Source organism: Gardnerella phocaeensis (assembly GCF_048545075.1).
GTDB lineage: Bacteria > Actinomycetota > Actinomycetes > Actinomycetales > Bifidobacteriaceae > Bifidobacterium > Bifidobacterium vaginale_J.
The window spans coordinates 228,045-245,101 of sequence record NZ_JBKQXS010000002.1 but is presented as its reverse complement, the minus strand read 5'-3'; the positions used below and the strand labels follow the sequence as shown (position 1 = coordinate 245,101).

Annotated in this window: 11 protein-coding genes and 2 tRNA genes; 12 read left to right on the top strand and 1 reads right to left on the bottom strand. The window is 42.7% G+C overall.

What is annotated here, in order from left to right; all coding sequences use genetic code 11:
- Positions 1–8: 8 nt before the first annotated feature.
- From ACJV2T_RS03780 to ACJV2T_RS03765, 4 genes are all read left to right on the top strand, one after another.
- On the top strand, positions 9–1,883 hold the full coding sequence (locus tag ACJV2T_RS03780; RefSeq protein ID WP_419399185.1) for an ABC transporter ATP-binding protein: 1,875 nt from the start codon (positions 9–11) through the stop codon (positions 1,881–1,883).
- Between the two features lie 2 nt (positions 1,884–1,885).
- Positions 1,886–3,937 carry an ABC transporter ATP-binding protein gene (locus tag ACJV2T_RS03775; protein ID WP_419399184.1) on the top strand — a complete coding sequence of 684 codons (2,052 nt, stop codon included), beginning with the start codon at positions 1,886–1,888 and terminating at the stop codon, positions 3,935–3,937.
- A 102-nt stretch (positions 3,938–4,039) separates the two neighbouring features.
- Positions 4,040–4,113, top strand: a tRNA-Asp gene (locus tag ACJV2T_RS03770).
- 43 nt (positions 4,114–4,156) lie between these two features.
- Positions 4,157–4,229 (top strand) — tRNA-Phe (locus ACJV2T_RS03765).
- Positions 4,230–4,277: 48 nt separating this feature from the next.
- Here the strand turns inward: ACJV2T_RS03765 and galE are convergent.
- Complete coding sequence (galE, locus tag ACJV2T_RS03760) at positions 4,278–5,288, bottom strand: UDP-glucose 4-epimerase GalE (RefSeq protein WP_419399183.1); 1,011 nt, start codon at positions 5,286–5,288, stop codon at positions 4,278–4,280.
- A gap of 173 nt (positions 5,289–5,461) precedes the next feature.
- Between galE and ACJV2T_RS03755 the strand changes: the two genes are divergently transcribed.
- The 8 genes from ACJV2T_RS03755 (at position 5,462) to mraZ (ending at position 17,050) form a co-directional block, all read left to right on the top strand.
- The gene (locus ACJV2T_RS03755; protein ID WP_419399182.1) at positions 5,462–5,740 is read left to right on the top strand and encodes a YggT family protein; all 279 of its coding nucleotides are present in this window, start codon (positions 5,462–5,464) and stop codon (positions 5,738–5,740) included.
- Positions 5,741–6,248: 508 nt separating this feature from the next.
- Positions 6,249–7,577, top strand: a complete 1,329-nt coding sequence (locus tag ACJV2T_RS03750; protein ID WP_391495948.1) for a DivIVA domain-containing protein — start codon at positions 6,249–6,251, stop codon at positions 7,575–7,577.
- Positions 7,578–7,673: 96 nt separating this feature from the next.
- Positions 7,674–8,168 (top strand): signal peptidase II, encoded by a 495-nt coding sequence (locus ACJV2T_RS03745; RefSeq protein ID WP_391495947.1) that lies wholly within the window; start codon positions 7,674–7,676, stop codon positions 8,166–8,168.
- Entirely contained in the window at positions 8,161–9,099 is a 939-nt protein-coding gene (locus ACJV2T_RS03740) for an RluA family pseudouridine synthase (protein WP_419399181.1), read from the top strand. Before ACJV2T_RS03745 ends, ACJV2T_RS03740 begins: the two co-directional genes overlap by 8 nt.
- A gap of 46 nt (positions 9,100–9,145) precedes the next feature.
- Positions 9,146–12,712, top strand: a complete 3,567-nt coding sequence (gene dnaE, locus ACJV2T_RS03735) for a DNA polymerase III subunit alpha (protein WP_419399180.1) — start codon at positions 9,146–9,148, stop codon at positions 12,710–12,712.
- An 82-nt stretch (positions 12,713–12,794) separates the two neighbouring features.
- On the top strand, positions 12,795–13,517 hold the full coding sequence (locus ACJV2T_RS03730; protein WP_419399179.1) for a hypothetical protein: 723 nt from the start codon (positions 12,795–12,797) through the stop codon (positions 13,515–13,517).
- A 198-nt stretch (positions 13,518–13,715) separates the two neighbouring features.
- A complete protein-coding gene (gene glnA, locus ACJV2T_RS03725; protein WP_415683754.1) occupies positions 13,716–15,053 on the top strand; it encodes a type I glutamate--ammonia ligase in 1,338 nt (445 codons plus the stop codon).
- A gap of 1,184 nt (positions 15,054–16,237) precedes the next feature.
- Positions 16,238–17,050 carry a division/cell wall cluster transcriptional repressor MraZ gene (gene mraZ / locus ACJV2T_RS03720; RefSeq protein WP_419399178.1) on the top strand — a complete coding sequence of 271 codons (813 nt, stop codon included), beginning with the start codon at positions 16,238–16,240 and terminating at the stop codon, positions 17,048–17,050.
- Positions 17,051–17,057: the final 7 nt, after the last annotated feature.

Below are 17,057 nucleotides of genomic sequence, written 5' to 3'. Positions count from 1 at the left end.
GGGGAAGAATGGCAGAAAAGTCTGAGAAGCCAAGTGAGTTTGATGAATCGAAAAAAGATTCTCGTAAAAAAGACTATGCCCCTCGAGCACTTCGAACAATACTGAGTTCTTTAAAAAAATACCGTTTTCTTGGCGTTTTAACTGCTGTTACCATTCTCATCGAAGCTGCTATGCAAATTGCAATCCCTACAGTAATGTCAAATCTTATTGATTTTGGCATTATGTCACGTTCTCAAGAAGCTGTGCAATATTATGGTTTGCAATTGCTTATTTTTGCTGCAATTGCAATGATTACAGGCATTATTTCTGGTATTTGTTGCGCGCATTCTAGTGCTGGTTTTGGTAAAAATTTGCGTCACAACATGTTTTCACGCTTGCAAAGTTTAAGTTTTTCTGATTTAGATAAGTTTTCTAGTGGCACTGTTGTTACGCGTATGACTAGCGATGTGTCAAATGTGCAATTTGCTTATCAAATGATTATTCGCTCTGGTGTTCGCAGCGTTATGATTATCATCACTGCTTGGTGGTTTACTTTTTCAATTAGTCCTGCTATCTCGTGGGTTTTTCTTTCGTTTGTGCCTATTGTTGGTGCAATTGGCGCTTTTGGCGCGAGTATAGTTGCTCCAGCATTTTCTCGAATTTATCGAATGATTGACGAGATGAATAATCGAGTTGGCGAGAATTTGCATAATATTCGCGTCGTAAAGTCTTATGTGCGTTCTGATTATGAAATAAGTCGTTTTACGCGTATTTCGCATAAAATCTATGATTATTTTATTAAAGCTGAGTATGTTTTAAATTGCAGTATTCCTTTGTTTAACTTATGTTTTTATTCTGGAATGCTGCTTATTGCGTGGTTGGCTTCGCATGAAATTGTGGCTTCCGGAAATAATCCTGCTTTTGGTTTAACAACAGGAAATCTTGCTGCATTAGTGGTGTATGCTTTGCAAATTTTGTTTGCTTTAGCGAATTTAGTTGCAGTTTTTGTAATGTCGTTAACAGCTCGAGCTTCGATGCATCGTATTTCAAAGGTTTTGCAATCTCGAAATACCGAAGTTATTTCAAAGCATCCACTTACAAAGCTTTCTGACTCTTCTGTGCGTTTTGAAAATGTTTCGCTACGCTATCCTAAATTAGATAATACAGATGAATCCACTCCAGCAGAACAGGAAATTTTACACGATATAAATATATCTATTCCTTCTGGAGCAACTGTTGGCGTTGTCGGCGCAACGGGATCTGGAAAATCAAGTTTAGTGCAATTAATTGCAAGACTTTATGACGTAACTTCTGGCACTCTTTTTGTAGGCGGAAAAGATATTCGCGATTATGATTCTTCTAGTTTGCGTGAAGAAGTTGGTTTTGTTCTACAAAAAAATATTTTGTTTAGTGGCACAATTGCAGAAAATCTTCGCTGGGGTAGAGCGGAAGCAAGCGATGATGACTTGCGTCAAGCTTGCGAAATTGCTTGTGCTGATGAGTTTATTAAAGATTTACCAGACGGCTACAATACGCATATTGACCAGGGTGGTAAGAATGTTTCCGGCGGTCAGCGACAGCGTTTGTGCATTGCGCGCGCACTTTTGAGGAAGCCGAAAATTTTAATCCTCGACGACTCGATGAGTGCGGTTGATATGAAAACGGATAGTAAAATTCGCGATGGCTTGAAAAAGTTCATGCCTGATTCTACGCAAATTATCGTTGCTCAGCGCATATCTTCAATCGAACATGCAGATATTATTGTTGTTCTTAACGATGGTCGTGTTGTTGCTAAAGGTTCGCATGATGAATTATTTAAATCTTGTGAAATTTACAGAAATATGGCGGTTTCTCAAGAAAAAAGTCGCATAACTAGCGCAACTAAAGAAGAAGGAGCTAAATAACAATGGCTAAGAATAAAACTGCTCACTCTTCTAAAAAAGATTCAGCTATTAGTTGGAAAACTATTAGCAGACTTGCCTCTTATGTGCTTGTGTATCGGGTTAAAATTTGCGTAATTATTGCATCAATAATAGTTAGCGCAATTGTGCAAGCTGCAAGCGCAATGTTTTTGCAATCTCTTGTGGACTCGTATATTCTTCCGCTTGTCGGTAAGCATAATCAGGATTGGATGCCTCTTGTTCGCATGATTATTCTGATGGCAAGCGTTTACGCTGTCGGCGTGTTTTGTTCTTGGCTTTGGAGCAGGCTTGTTGCGAATATATCTGAAAGTGTCATGCGCGATTTAAGAGATTCTATGTTTAAGCATCAGCAGAAGCTTTCGTTGCGTTACTTAGATTCTCAAGGTTACGGCGATATTATGAGCCGTTACACAAACGATACTGAGGTTCTTCGTAGCGCAATTTCGTGGGCTTTTCCAGACTCTTTTTCTGCACTAATGTCGATTTTGGCAGCATTTATATCTATTATGTGCCTATCGCTTCCGGTTGCAGTTTTTGTAGCTATATTTACTGCAATATTGCTTTATTTAGTGCGTTTTATGCTAAAGAAATCTGGCAGTTTATTTGAGCAATTCCAGCACGCATTAGGCGAGTTAAATGAGTTTGTTGAAGAATCTGCAACAGGCAGTAAAGTGATTAAAATTTTTAATCATGAGGCAGATTCTATTGAAAAATTAGATAATTGCATAGAAAAAGTACAAAAAATTTCTGCAAGTGCGAATTCTTATGCGAATAATGTAATGCCTGTTATTAGTAATGCAAGCTATTTGCTTTATGTATTAATTGCTTTACTTGGTGCGTGGGCTGTTTCAGCTGGTCTGCCAACGCTGGGATTAGCTGGATCTAGTACTCTTACATTGGGTACGCTTATATCTTTGCTGGCACTTTCGCGCGCATTTATTAATCCTATTGGCGAAATTACAATGCAAGCTAACGCACTTATGATGGCTCTCGCAGGAGCTTCTCGTATTTTTGAACTTCTTGACGAAGAACCTGAGTCAGATGCTGGCACTGTTCGCCTTGTAAAAGTAAAGATTTGCCAATCTTCTAAGCAGCTTTCTGACGAATCAACATTTAAAGTTTTGCAAGAAGTTGACGAAAAAGAAGAAGGCGCGAATATTTATTGGGCTTGGAAGCGTGATGCTAAAGATAATGGCACTAAAGCAACTAAGCGCGCTCAAAACTTAAGCGAAATGGCTCAAGAGATTGTGTGCCATGCAAAGCGAGATGCTCGCACTTCTAAAGATGGCCGCTATACTTTGCTTCGAGGCGACGTGCGTTTTACGGATGTTGTGTTTGGTTACAAAGAGAATCATCCAGTTTTGCACGATATTACGTGGTTCGCAAAGCCTGGTCAGAAAGTTGCTCTTGTTGGAGCTACAGGTGCTGGAAAAACTACTATTGCGAATTTACTTACGCGTTTTTACGACATCGATGATGGACAAATTTTGTATGATGGCATTGATGTGCGCGATATTTGCAAAACGGATTTGCGCCACGCTATTGGCACTGTTTTGCAAGATGTGAATTTATTTACTGGCACAATAATGGACAATATTCGTTATGGAAATCTTGATGCTAGCGATGAAGATTGTATTCAAGCTGCAAAATTAGCTCATGCTGACGCGTTTATTTCTAATCTTCCTGACGGATACAATACGCATCTTAACAATGGCGGTGAAGGGCTTTCTCAAGGCCAGAAACAGCTTATTTCTATTGCTCGTGCTGCAGTAGAAAATCCGCCTGTGCTAATTCTCGATGAAGCAACTTCATCGATTGACACGCATACTGAAGAATTAGTTCAGCATGGAATGGATTCTTTGATGGAAGGGCGCACTGTATTTGTAATCGCTCACAGGCTGTCTACAGTGCGCAATTCTGATGTGATTATGGTGTTGGATCACGGTCGCATTATTGAACGCGGTTCGCATGAGGAATTATTGGCAAAACGTGGGGAGTATTATCAGCTTTGCACTGGAGCTGTTGAGCTTGAATAATAGCTTGATTTTGTGCCGCAACACGCCGAACACGCGCGGCACTTGCATTTTGCTAAGGATTCTGTAAGATAGTGACTCGGCTGTTCGAGAGAACAAAGCCACGGCCCCGTAGCTCAGTTGGTTAGAGCGCCGCCCTGTCACGGCGGAGGTCACCGGTTCAAGTCCGGCCGGGGTCGCGATTAATAGAATACCCGGTTCGCCGGGTTTTTTATTCGTCATGGCTCTGTAGCTCAGTTGGTAGAGCGAACGACTGAAAATCGTTAGGTCAGCGGATCGATCCCGCTCGGAGCCACAACAAAAACGCGCGACACGATTTGTGCCGCGCGTTTTGTTTTATTCGCTAGTCAAGCTGCTTCCACGAATCAACATCAATATGATGCTCAGGATTTGCCTGCCAAGCTGCCCAAGCAGATTCTACGATGTCCTTCACGTCGTAGCGAGCATGCCATCCCATTTCTTCGTTAATTCGCTTCGTGCTGCCAATAAGCTGTGGAGGATCTCCAGCTCTGCGATCAAGAACAGTTTCTTTAAATGGCAAACCAGTAACTCTGCGCACTTCGTCAACAATTTCGCGCACAGACGTACCCTGACCAGTTCCTACGTTAAAAGCGTCGTACTTGCGCTCGTCGCGATCCAAATATGTAAGTGCTGCAATATGCGCGTCTGCTAAATCAGAAACGTGAATATAGTCGCGAATGCAAGTGCCATCAGCAGTAGGGTAGTCGTCGCCAAAAATAGCAGGTGCTTTTCCTCGCTGTAGTCTGTCAAGAAGCATAGGAATTAAGTTCAAAATCGCAGGATCTTCCAATTCCACCGGACCGCATCCAGCTACGTTGAAGTAACGCAAGGCGCAGAAGCGAATTCCGTATGTGTGCTCGCAAGCGCGTGCCATCCACTCGCCAAAAAGCTTGGTTTGACCATAAGGGTTAATCGGCAACATTGGCACAACATCTTCTGGTACAACTTCAACGGGAGGCACTCCATAAGTTGCTGCAGAAGAAGAAAATACGAGCTTCTTAACTCCGCTATCTTTCATGCCTTCAAGCACGTTAAGCATGCCGTTAATATTCTGTTGGTAATACCAAAGTGGCTTTTCTACGGACTCTCCAACTTGCTTTCTAGCAGCAAAGTGAATTACAGCATCAACATTTTCGTCCTTCATGATTTGCGCAAGTCGCTTTCCTGCATCAGGAGAAGAGATATCCATACCATAAAGACGTGCGCCTTCAATTCTTGTAGGCTTTCCGTAGCTTAAATCGTCAACGACGACGACATTTTGCTTTGTTTCATGTAAGGCGTGAACTACGTGTGCTCCAATGTATCCGCATCCACCTGTAACAAGAACAGTCATTGTCGACCTTCCTTTTGAATAATATCAATACAATCAGTGAGATTATATCTCGTAAAACTGAAGTTTCATGGTATGCATCTGTTGCATAGCATTTGTTATGCTTGCATTTTGATTCTGCAGCGTATGCTTAACTTGAATGTGTCAATCGTATTATTTTGTAAGGTGATGTTCGAATGATATTTGTTGCGTTATCTGTATTGCGTGTGATCATACGCGCTTATTTGATAATAATGATTATTCGAATGGTTGCAGATTGGTTATTTGTGCTTATTCCTCGTATGCGGCCTAGAGGTGTTTTTAATTTTCTAATACGGATTATTTATTTCATAACAGAGCCGCCATTGCGAGTATTGCGTAAGTTTATTCCGCCAACTCGTTGCGGAAATATTAGTATTGACGTAAGTTATATGCTTTTATATTTTGCTTTATACGTTTTTCAAATTTGGTTATAAATTATATTACAGCTTAATTATGTCGTTATTCAGTCGTGTGGATATCAGTGTGGTAGAGATTTGAGATTTTTTGCACTGAGCGCGGCGAACGTCAGAGCCGTAGGCTGCTGATTCGCCAAGCGAAGAAGAAAAATCGAAAAATCTCTGCGATAAGGCACGGTTATTAATGATTAAGCACGCAGAGTTTGGGGGATTTCTCTACGAGCAATAAAAGAGGACTGAGGAAGCAACATTATTTTAAGAACAAAGCAGACAGTAAAATCTTTAACAGCCAGAGCGACGAAGGACGGGAACTTGCGAGGAGAGAAATCCCCCGAAACTCGCGCCACGTTAAAAAATTGTAAAATAAACCAATAGATGAGTTTATGGTTTTAAGCGCGTAATTTTTATAAAAGCGGCGTTTTGTTACATAAATTTTTGTATTAACCGCACTAATTTTCTGCGGACGTGATAGCATCGAATAGATATATATCAAAGGGCTATGCCCAAAAAGCGAGGTGTAAAGCATATGACTCTGTTGACGCCTAAGGACATTCGAGAGCATACCTTCCAAATTGTACGTTTTAAGGGAGGTTATGACGTTGACGAGGTTGACGAGTTTCTCGATCAGGTTACAGAAACAATAGAAGCACTCGGTCAGCAGGCAGTGCAGGGCCTAGGAGCTTCCACGCAATCTCTTGGCCGTGATGTTGCGGGTTTGAATACGAAGATTGCTGAGTTAACTTCTAAGGTAGAATCCTTAACTAAAGAAAATGAGGCATTGCGTAATGCTTCTAAGAAGCAGGGCGAATCAAATGAAGCTGCTTCTCAACTTGAAGCTACTGCAACTAAGTTGCGTGAAGCTGAAGAAAGTAATCGTGCTTTGACTGCTCAAAACCAGCAGTTGAAGGAACAGTTGGATGGTTTGGGTGCGCAGGTAGATCAGTTAACTGCTCAAACTGCTCAAGCAGACAATGCTAAGCAGGTTCAAAAAGAGCTTGAAACTGTTACTCGCGAGCGTGACGACTTCCGTGCAAGCAGCGAAAACTTGGGTCGCGAGCTTGAAACTGTTCGCCAGCAGCTTGTTGTCACTCAGCAAGAAAACACTAAGGTTGAGGAGCTTTCCAAGCAGTTGGAAGAGTCTCGTCAGCGTGAAGAGCAGCTTCGAAAGCAGGTTGCTAAGATGGAGCCAAATACTGAAACTGGTAGCTTGCAAAAGATTGCTGGTGCTGGTGCAGAAGCACAAGGTTCTGAGCCAGAGCGTGCAACTGCAATGTTGACTCTTGCTATGCAATTGCATGATCAATATGTAGATAAGGGCAAGGCTAAGGCTCAGCAGATTGTTGAAGAAAGCCAAGCTCGTTATAACGAAACTGTTGCTAAGGCAGATGAATATTCTGCACGCACTCGTTCTGAAGCTGAAGAATACAGCAAGCAGACTCATGCTGATGCTGACGATTACTCTACTCGTACTCGCGGCGATGCTGATTCTTATGCTGCTCGTGCTCACAATGAGGCTGATGCTTACTCTGGTAAGGTTCGTCAAGCTGCTGATGATTACTCTAAGCAGACGCACGATCAAGCTGACCAGTATGAAGCTGAAGTACAGCATCGTGCTGCAGACTATGATTCTACAACTCGTACAGCTGCTGATGCATATGCTCGTCAGGTACGTGAGAATCTTGAGAAGCAAACTCAAGTTATTGAAGGAAATATTCAGAGCCTCAAGCAATTTGAAACTGAATATCGTACTCGCTTGACTGATTTCCTTGGTCAGTTGGTTGCTCAAGTTTCTGATGAAAATACCTATGCTGCATTAGGCAACAAGCAGGGTGAAGAATCTGGTAAGCAAGAGTAGTTTTTAGCAGTGCGTGACTGATATTTTAAAATGTTGCGCACTGCACCGATACTATTTGAATTACTAAAGATCGGATAAATATTGACGCATAGAGATGTGCGTGTGAAACGGCTACGTACTCGCGTAGCCGTTTTTGCACTGATTGTTTTTATTGGTGTTGTGCTGGATCGCATAACAAAACTTTGGGCTTTGGCGACGCTTAGTGACGGGAAAAACATTGAGCTTGTGCCGCACTTGCTTTCTTTAACTCTTGTACGAAATCCTGGAGCATCATTTGGCTTAGGCTCTTCTTTTACGTGGGTTATTAGCGTATTAGCTTGTGCTGCTTGTGGTGCAATGATAGCTGCTGTTAAGCACACAAAATCTTTGTATTGGACTATTGCGTTTGCTCTAGCGTTTGCTGGAGCTTTTGGAAACCTCATTGATAGGGCGCAATATGCTCAAGGTTTTTTGAATGGCAAAGTCGTAGATTTTATAAACTACGGTTGGTCTGTTGGCAACGTTGCAGATATTGAGCTTATGTTTGCAGGAATCGCAGTTGTATGCCTTATTTTGATTGGGATTCCTCTTTTAGAGCATGCCGATGAGTGATATTTGCTTTAAAGTTACAAGCCAATTTTTCGGCTGCAGATTTGACGTTTGCTTATCAAAGCTAATGGGAGTTTCGCGTGCAAATGCGATATCTCTTATTGAGCGTAACCAAGCGAAAATCTTAGGTAGAAAATCGCAAAAATCCTCCATTTTGCAAGATGGAGATACGATTGTTGTAGATCAAAAAGAAAGTGCAGAACGAAAAGAAGAGCAAAATAATAAATCTTCTGTATGTAATATTCCAATTATTTACAACGATGACGATGTTGTTGTAATAGATAAGCCTGTTGGAGTGGCGTCTCACGCAGCAAAAGGATGGACTGGGCCGACAGTTCCAGAATGCTTAGAAGCTGCTGGAATAGATATAAAAACAACGCTGTGCGATGAATCGCGCAAAGGAATCGTAAGCAGATTAGACGTTGGAACAAGCGGATTAATGCTAGTTTGCAAAACAGACTTTGCTTATGAAGCAATGAAAAATCAGTTTGCAAAGCATATCGTTAAAAAAACGTATCATGCGCTTGTTCAAGGAGATTTAGCGCAAGATAAAGCTACTATTGAGGCTCCTATTGGTCGTGCAAAAGTATCTGATTTTCGTTTTACTATTACTTCGGACGGCAAGCCTGCTGTTACGCACTGGGATGTGCTTGAGCGTTTTGGTCAAGCAACGTTAGTAAGCGTTAATTTGGAAACTGGTCGCACTCATCAAATACGCGTTCATTTTACTTCTATTGGTCACCCTTTGGTTGGGGATTCAATGTATGGAGCGAACCCAGTTTTGGCTCAAAAACTTGGGTTGCAACGTCAATGGTTGCATTCTATGGAACTTACTTTTACGCATCCGCGCACTGGTAAATCAGTGACAGTTAAGTCGCATTATCCTCTTGATTTGCAACACGCGTTAGAAGCTATGCGAGCATTATTAAAGTAACGTTTTTGCATTTTTTCAGTCAACTTTCGCTTATAGAATATCTTTTATGACTCAGCCGGAAACCAACTTCGTACATTTGCACAATCACACGCATTATTCACTTCTAGATGGTGCGTCAAAAATACCTGATTTAGTTAATCGCGCTAAAGAATTAGGCATGCCGGCTGTAGCTATTACGGATCATGGCAACATGCACGGCGCGTACGAAATGTGGAGTACGGCTGTAAAAGCTGGGATTAAGCCAATTATTGGCATAGAAGCGTATGTTACTCCGGAAACAGCAAGACAAGACAAAAGTCGCGTGCATTGGGGCACGGAAGATCAGCGTGCAGATGACGTTTCTGGCGGCGGTTTAATTACGCATATGACTTTGTGGGCGGAGAACGATACCGGCTTAACAAATCTTCTTAAAGCTTCGTCTGTGGCGAATCTTGAGGGTAGAGTTATGCGCTACCCGCGTATGGATAAAGACGTGCTTTCAACCTACTCAAAAGGTGTAATTGCGTCTTCAGGATGCCCTTCTGGAATTATCCAGACGCGTCTTCGCTTAGGTCAGTTCAAAGAGGCTTTACGAGCAGCTGGTGAGTTTCAAGATATTTTCGGGCGTGACAATTTCTTTATTGAGCTTATGAATCATGGGCTTTCTATTGAAACGCGTGTAACTAAAGACTTGCTTGAAATTGCGAAAAAACTTAACGCTCCTCTTCTTGCAACGAACGATTTGCATTACGTTCATGAAGAAGATCGCGAAGCGCAAGATGCTATGCTTTGCATTAATTCCGGCTCGCGCTTGGACGATCCTGACCGTTTTAAGTTTGACGGTTCCGGATACTATTTGAAGTCCGCTGAGCAAATGCGTGAGCTTTTTAAAGAGTTTCCAGAAGCTTGCGATAACACACTTGAGATTGCTCGACGTTGCAATGTCATGTTCGACGACGGCGAAGATGGCGCTTTTATGCCGCAATTTGACTGCCCGGAAGGTTGGGATGAGACTTCGCTATTCCTTAAAAAAGTCGAGGAAGGTTTGGAGCGTCGTTACAATAACAACATTCCAATGGAAGTTTTAAAGCAGGCTGATTACGAGTGCGGCGTGATTTGCCAAATGCAATTCTGCGGATACTTTTTAGTTGTTGCAGATTATATTAATTGGGCTAAAGCGCATGGCGTAATGGTAGGTCCTGGTCGTGGTTCTGCTGCAGGCGCTATGGTTGCGTACGCAATGGGCATCACAGAGCTTGATCCTATGAAACATGGTCTGATTTTTGAACGCTTCTTAAACCCGGAGCGCGTATCCTTGCCTGATATTGATGTTGATTTTGACCCGGATGGTCGAGCTAAAGTTCTTGAATACGTGGGCGAAAAATACGGTAGAGATAAAGTTGCTCAGTGCGTTATTTACGGAACTATTAAAACGAAGCAAGCTCTTAAAGATTCAGCTCGAATTATGGGATACGAGTTTTCAGTAGGCGAAAAAATTACGAAAGTTCTTCCTCCTGCTAAAAACGGCAAAGATATGAGCTTGCACGATATTTTCGACGAAAAATCAAAGCGTTACGCTGAAGCGCGCGAGTTCCGCGAAATGTACGACACGGATCCAGATACTCATCGCATTACCGAAGAAGCTAAGGGCATTGAAGGTTTGATTCGTCAAACAGGTGTGCACGCTTGTGCAACAATCATGGGCTCGGAGCCAATTACAAACACTTCGCCGCTTTTAGAGCGCACTGATGGAACGATTACAACAACTTTTGAGTATCACACTTGTGAAACGCTCGGTCTTGTAAAAATGGACTTTTTGGGTCTTTCCAACTTGACAGTTATTCGCGATACTTTGCGAAATATCGAAAATAATGGGAAAGATCCGATTGATTATACTAAGATTCCGTTAGACGATAAAGCTACTTATCAACTGCTTTCCAGGGGGGACACTTTAGGCGTTTTCCAGCTTGATTCCGACGGTATGCGTGCGCTTCTACGTACTTTGAAACCGGATAATTTCAACGATATTTCGGCTTTGATTGCACTTTACAGGCCTGGTCCTATGGATATGGATTCGCATACGAATTACGCTAAGCGCAAGAATGGTTTGCAAGATATTATCCCTATTCATCCAGAAGTTGCTGAGCCGTTAAAGGAAGTTTTGGACGAAACTTACGGTTTGATTGTTTACCAGGAGCAGGTGCAGTCTGCAGCGCGTATTTTAGCAGGTTACAGTCTTGGTAAAGCAGATGTGTTGCGTCGAGCAATGGGCAAGAAAAAGCCGGAAGTGCTGGCAAAAGAGCAAGTGCCATTCTTTGAAGGTATGAAAGCTCACGGATATTCTGAAGAAGCTGCACAAGCTGTGTGGGATGTTTTGGTTCCGTTCTCTGGTTACGCGTTTAATAAAGCTCACTCTGCTGCTTACGGCTTGATTTCTTACTGGACGGCATACTTAAAAACGCATTATCCTGTGGAATTTATGGCAGCTTTGCTACAAAACGAGCGCACGAATAAAGACAAAACTGCACTGTACTTGGGCGAGGCAAGGCGCATGGGTATTCAAGTTTTGCAGCCTGATGTAAACGAGTCTGTTCTTGAGTATTCCGCAGTTGGAGATGTTGTGCGCTTTGGTTTGGGTGCTATTCGTAACGTTGGAGACAAAGCAGTAAACGATATTATTGCTGAGCGCGAAGGCGAGCGCGGACGTTTCGTAAACTTTATGGATTTCGTAAAGCGCGTGCCAATTACCGCACTAAACCGCCGACTAGTAGAATCGCTTATTAAAGCTGGAGCTTTTGATTCTATTGATTCAAATCGTCGTGCGCTGTTTCAAATTTGTGATCCTGCGATTGATTCTGTGATTGCGCTTAAGCGTAAGCAGGCAGAAGGTCAGTTTGATTTATTTGCTGATCTTGATTCGTCTTCTGACTCGGATGAAGACAATGGTATGGGAGATATGCAAATTACTGTACCTGATGTTGAAGAGTGGGATAAAAAAACAAAGCTTAATTTTGAGCGAGAAATGCTTGGATTGTACGTTTCTGACCATCCACTAAGCGGATTGTCTGCAGTTTTGGCAGATTTACGTGAGATGTCAATAGCTCAACTGATCGACAGAGCAAGAACTATGAGCGACGGTCAGCAAGTAACTATTGCAGGCCTAGTTACAAGCGTAGATAGGCGAGTGTCTCGAAAAGGTAACGCTTGGGCGATTGTCACAGTTGAAGACATGGAAAGTTCAATACAATGCATGTTCTTTGGCAAAGTGTACGAAGCTTCAGCGCAAGAACTTGCAATTGACCAAGTTGTGCGTATTCGCGGACAAGTTGAAGTGCGTGATGAAACTGTTTCAATGCGTGCTACAGAGTTTGAAATACCAACTCTCGAATCAGTGGATGAAAGACCTTTAACAGTTGTTATTCCTCGCAAAGTTCTAGATAAAGGTCATGTTGCGCAATTAAGTGATATTTTGAGCCGACATCCAGGATGCTGTGAAGTGCGCTTGGCTCTTGTAGACGATACTGGCAAGGCGCAAGTTCTTACTTTTGGAGATCGTTTCCGTGTAAAGCGAGATACTTCTTTGTTTGCTGAAATGAAAATTGTTTTTGGATCTAGTTGTTTGCCTAGCGCGTAGAAAATATGCGCTACTGATTTGATAAAATATAAAACTAGGTATGCTTTAAGAAATTACATTGAAAGGGGAGGAAACGACGAATATGTTAAACAACGGTGACGAGCGCAACAATGACGACAAGCGTAACAATGACGACAAGCGTAACAATGACGATTCTGTGCGCACTTCTTTTACTGATGCGGAATTAGATAATGCGCTCGCGGGATTTGAACGTGAATTTAAAGAAGAGTCGCAAGAAAATTTAAATAGCGAAAATTTAAAAAATAACCAAAAAAGCGACGATAATCAAGAAAATGATTTTCTTGATCAAGCTATGCGCAATATTGAAGAAGCTAATTTTGAAGAAGACTTGCAAGGTCTGCTTGGAAATAAAGCAAAAGTTGCGTTAATGGTTACGTATGTGCAGCCTGCTCAGTTACTGGCTGCTTTTTGTAAAATGGCTAGCGTTTCAGCGCAATGCTTCGATGAAGAACAAGGTGCTGTTGCAGTATTAAAAAATTTGGACGGCAATGAGCCGGAAGAAGCAGTGCAAAAATTTGTTGATTTCTTCCGTGGAATGGATGTTATGCTCATTACAAATAGAGCTGATAAATTAAATGCAAAAGTTTACGAATACAATTGCGAGCCACAAGAAATAGTTGCGCCTATGGCGTTAGCTGTTTGGTCGCGTGCAGTAGAAGATTTAGCTATTGGCATGGAAACAGTTGAAACTATTTCGAAACAAAATATAGAAATTTTTAATAGTGACGATTTAAGCGATGCAAACGCGTACGAGCTATTTCAAAAATATGGCAAAAGAAAGTAAAAATAATTAAGCAATTAATTGGCATATTAAATTGAAGAAGTTGTGACGTAACGTAGAAATTTCATTACAATTACGTAAATTCATTGAATATAAGCTCAACATATGAAGCGTAATGCGAAATAATACACTACAATTGCATGTGAATATGCATATGTGCGTGGCTATGCATACAACCGGATGATACCCAAGGGGCTTATTATGGATCGACAACAAGAGTTTGCTCTGCGTACTGTTGAAGAGCGAGACGTGCGTTTTATTCGACTCTGGTTTACGGATGTCTTAGGCACGCTTAAATCCGTTGCTATTGCCCCTGCTGAATTAGAAGCAGCTTTTGAAGAGGGAATAGGATTCGACGGCTCAGCAATAGAAGGCATGACTCGCGTCTTAGAAGACGATATGATCGTGAAGCCGGATCCGTCGACATTCCAGATTCTTCCATGGCATGGAGGTCCGGAAGGCACAGCGCGCATGTTCTGCGATGTGCTAACTCCAGACGGAGAGCCTTCACTGGGAGACCCTCGTCACGTTTTAAAGACTGCGCTCGCAAAAGCGAAAGAAAAAGGATTTACTTTCTACGTGCATCCGGAAATTGAGTTTTATTTGTTTGAAGCTCAGGATGATTGGTCTAAAACTCCTGTTCCTATTGATGAGGGTGGATATTTTGACCACGTTCCTAGAAGTTCGGCTATGGATTTCCGTCGTAGCGCAGTTAGTATGCTTGAACAAATGGGTATTTCTGTAGAATACTCGCATCATGAGGGCGGTCCTGGTCAAAACGAAATTGACTTGCGTTATGCAGATGCTCTTACTACCGCGGACAATATTATGACTTTCCGCACTGTAGTTAAGGAAATTTCTCTTGAGCGCGGAATGTACGCAAGCTTTATGCCAAAGCCGCTAACTGATCAACCTGGCTCGGGTATGCATACGCATTTGAGTTTGTTCGAAGGTGATACGAACGCTTTCTATGAAGCTGGTCAAGAATTTAATATGTCTCTTATTGCGCGTCAATTTGCTGCTGGTATTTTGCATCATGCTTCAGAAATTTGCGCTGTAACTGATCAATATGTGAACTCTTATAAGCGTTTGTGGGGTGGTGCGGAAGCTCCTAGCTACGTTTGCTGGGGTCATAGCAACCGTTCTGCACTTCTGCGTGTGCCGCAATACAAGCCTGGTAAAGGCAATTCTTGCCGAATGGAATTCCGTGCGCTAGATCCTGTAGCGAATCCGTATCTTGCTTACTCTGTGCTTCTTGCTGCTGGCTTGGATGGTATTGAAAAGCAAATGACTTTGTGCGATCCAACTAGCGACGATGTGTGGGAGCTTACTGATGCTGAGCGTCAAGCAATGGGTATTCAGCCATTGCCGGAATCCTTGGATGAAGCACTAAAGATTATGGAGCGCTCGGACTTCGTTGCAAGCGTATTAGGCGAACACGCTTTTGAGTACTTCTTGCGCAATAAGCATCAAGAGTGGGAAGAGTATCGTCGTCAAGTTACGCCTTTTGAGCTTGAGAAGTATTTGCCGCGATTGTAGATGTTTCGGCTGGTGGGTTTCTGGAGTGGCTGTGTGAGATAGGAATTACTTATCTCGCAGCGCTCCGCTCTTATACCTTATTTGTACTTAGCGGCTAGATAGTTAAGTTTAGTCTTTTACTTACTTTTTCTGCAGAAATAGTATTCGTCAATAAGATTATTACTATCGTTCCGCTTTTATATTGCTCGACAAGCAATTCCTATCTCCCACTCGTAAATCCACCCACCGTTGTTTTGTGATGTGGTAGGTGCGTATGGTGTGGTGTGTGCAGCAGCACGAATGCTAGTGTTCTCTAGGCAATAAATACTCAACGTCTGCAGAGTATTAATGTTAAAGTTCACTAATCAACAAGCAATCACCGTTCGCAGAAGCATTACTGCAAAGCTTCATGAACATTTGCTGGAGTTTTTTCTCCGGCGTTTGTAGCTTGTTTTGGGACTCTGGTGCAGACGTCGCGCTGCGTTCCAAGCGTTTGCCACGATTTTTGCAGCTTACTAAATTGTCGAAAATACCAAATCGTTTGGTGGAATAAACAAAACGCAAGCCAAAACTGTCGAAAATACCAAATCGCAAGATGTTTTCGACATTTTCTATTGACTGCAAAAATATTTAACGCGTGTATCGATTCGCTAGCAGCGCGGTTGTAAAGTTTCTGCCGTTTTTTCGCGCGTAGGCGGCTTTTTCTTTACACGTGCGTAAAGTTTCTGTCGGAATCTGGCTGGGAAGCGGCATAAACTGCGCACAGCTGCACAGTTTTGGTCGCCATTCCGTCATTTCGCGGCTTTTTCTTTACACGTGCGTAAAGTTTCTGCCGGATTAAGGTGCGCAAACGGCTTTTCCTTTACACCGCTGTACAGTTTCTGCCGCTTCTTCAGGCTCTGCACTTTCTGTCCGTGCTTTCTGTCCGCGCTCGTGCACAGTTTCTGCCGTTTTTTCGCGCGTAGGCGACCGTTTCTTTACACCGCTGTACAGTTTTGGTCGTTTTTTGTTACTGGTGCAGATGGTCGACTGCGTTCGTAACGACCTGCTTGAGCGCTGCGTGAGGGTCTTTTGTTTTCTATTGGTGATTTGCTTCAAAAAAATCAAAAATTTTGTAAAAAAGTGGGGATTTTTGGGGAGGAATGGGGTAAAATGGTGAGCAACGTGTAAATGGCATAGTACATGTTGAGTTAAGGAGGTGGAGTATGGCACGTCGTGATGCTAATAAGCAACCGCGCAATAGCGCCAATTCTTCCTCTGCGCATTCCATAAATCAGGCTCAACAAGCCGCTGATTCAAATGTTTCTCAGCAATCGCAGATGCCACTGCAAATGCAAGATTCACAAGTGCCTCAGCAACAATACGTTCAGCCTGTTCAACCTGTACAATCTAAGCAGTCGATCCAGGGTTATTATGGTGTGCCTTCAACTGTTATGCCAGCAATGCAGCAATATATGCCAGCACCGGTTTTCACCTCCACTCCGTCCGGCGCTGCTGATTCGTCTGCACAAGCTGCAGCTATGCCAGTTGCACCTTTTTATGCTTCTCAATATCAAGAAGCTGCGTCAACTCATCCAGCAACACCTATTTTGTTAGGCACTTATACTCCGAAAATTGACGATAAAGGTCGTGTTGCTCTTCCTGCAAAATTCCGTTCTCAGCTCGGAACTGGTTTTGTTATGGCTCGTGGCCAAGAGCGTTGCGTTTACGTGCTTCCAATGACTGAGTTTCAGCGCATGACCACGCAAATTCAGCGCACATCTATGAGCAATAAATCAGCTCGTGATTATCTTCGCGTATTCCTTTCTGGTGCTGTTGATGAAGAGCCGGATAAGCAAGGACGCATTGTTGTGCCGCCAATGTTAAGGGATTACGCCAATTTGGGCGATCAAATTGTTGTTATTGGTGTTGGTACGCGTGCAGAGATTTGGAATAAGTCTGCTTGGGAAGAGTATCTTGCCGATCGCGAGCAAGGTTATGCGGATATTGCTGACGATGTACTTCCGGCGGTGATGTGATGACTGA

Coding starts and splice junctions, on each gene's coding strand:
- ACJV2T_RS03780 (WP_419399185.1), top strand. CDS start 9: ATGGCAGAAAAGTCTGAGAAGCCAAGTGAGTTTGATGAATCGAAAAAA.
- ACJV2T_RS03775 (WP_419399184.1), top strand. CDS start 1,886: ATGGCTAAGAATAAAACTGCTCACTCTTCTAAAAAAGATTCAGCTATT.
- galE (WP_419399183.1), bottom strand. CDS start 5,288: ATGACTGTTCTTGTTACAGGTGGATGCGGATACATTGGAGCACACGTA.
- ACJV2T_RS03755 (WP_419399182.1), top strand. CDS start 5,462: ATGATATTTGTTGCGTTATCTGTATTGCGTGTGATCATACGCGCTTAT.
- ACJV2T_RS03750 (WP_391495948.1), top strand. CDS start 6,249: ATGACTCTGTTGACGCCTAAGGACATTCGAGAGCATACCTTCCAAATT.
- ACJV2T_RS03740 (WP_419399181.1), top strand. CDS start 8,161: ATGAGTGATATTTGCTTTAAAGTTACAAGCCAATTTTTCGGCTGCAGA.
- dnaE (WP_419399180.1), top strand. CDS start 9,146: ATGACTCAGCCGGAAACCAACTTCGTACATTTGCACAATCACACGCAT.
- ACJV2T_RS03730 (WP_419399179.1), top strand. CDS start 12,795: ATGTTAAACAACGGTGACGAGCGCAACAATGACGACAAGCGTAACAAT.
- glnA (WP_415683754.1), top strand. CDS start 13,716: ATGGATCGACAACAAGAGTTTGCTCTGCGTACTGTTGAAGAGCGAGAC.
- mraZ (WP_419399178.1), top strand. CDS start 16,238: ATGGCACGTCGTGATGCTAATAAGCAACCGCGCAATAGCGCCAATTCT.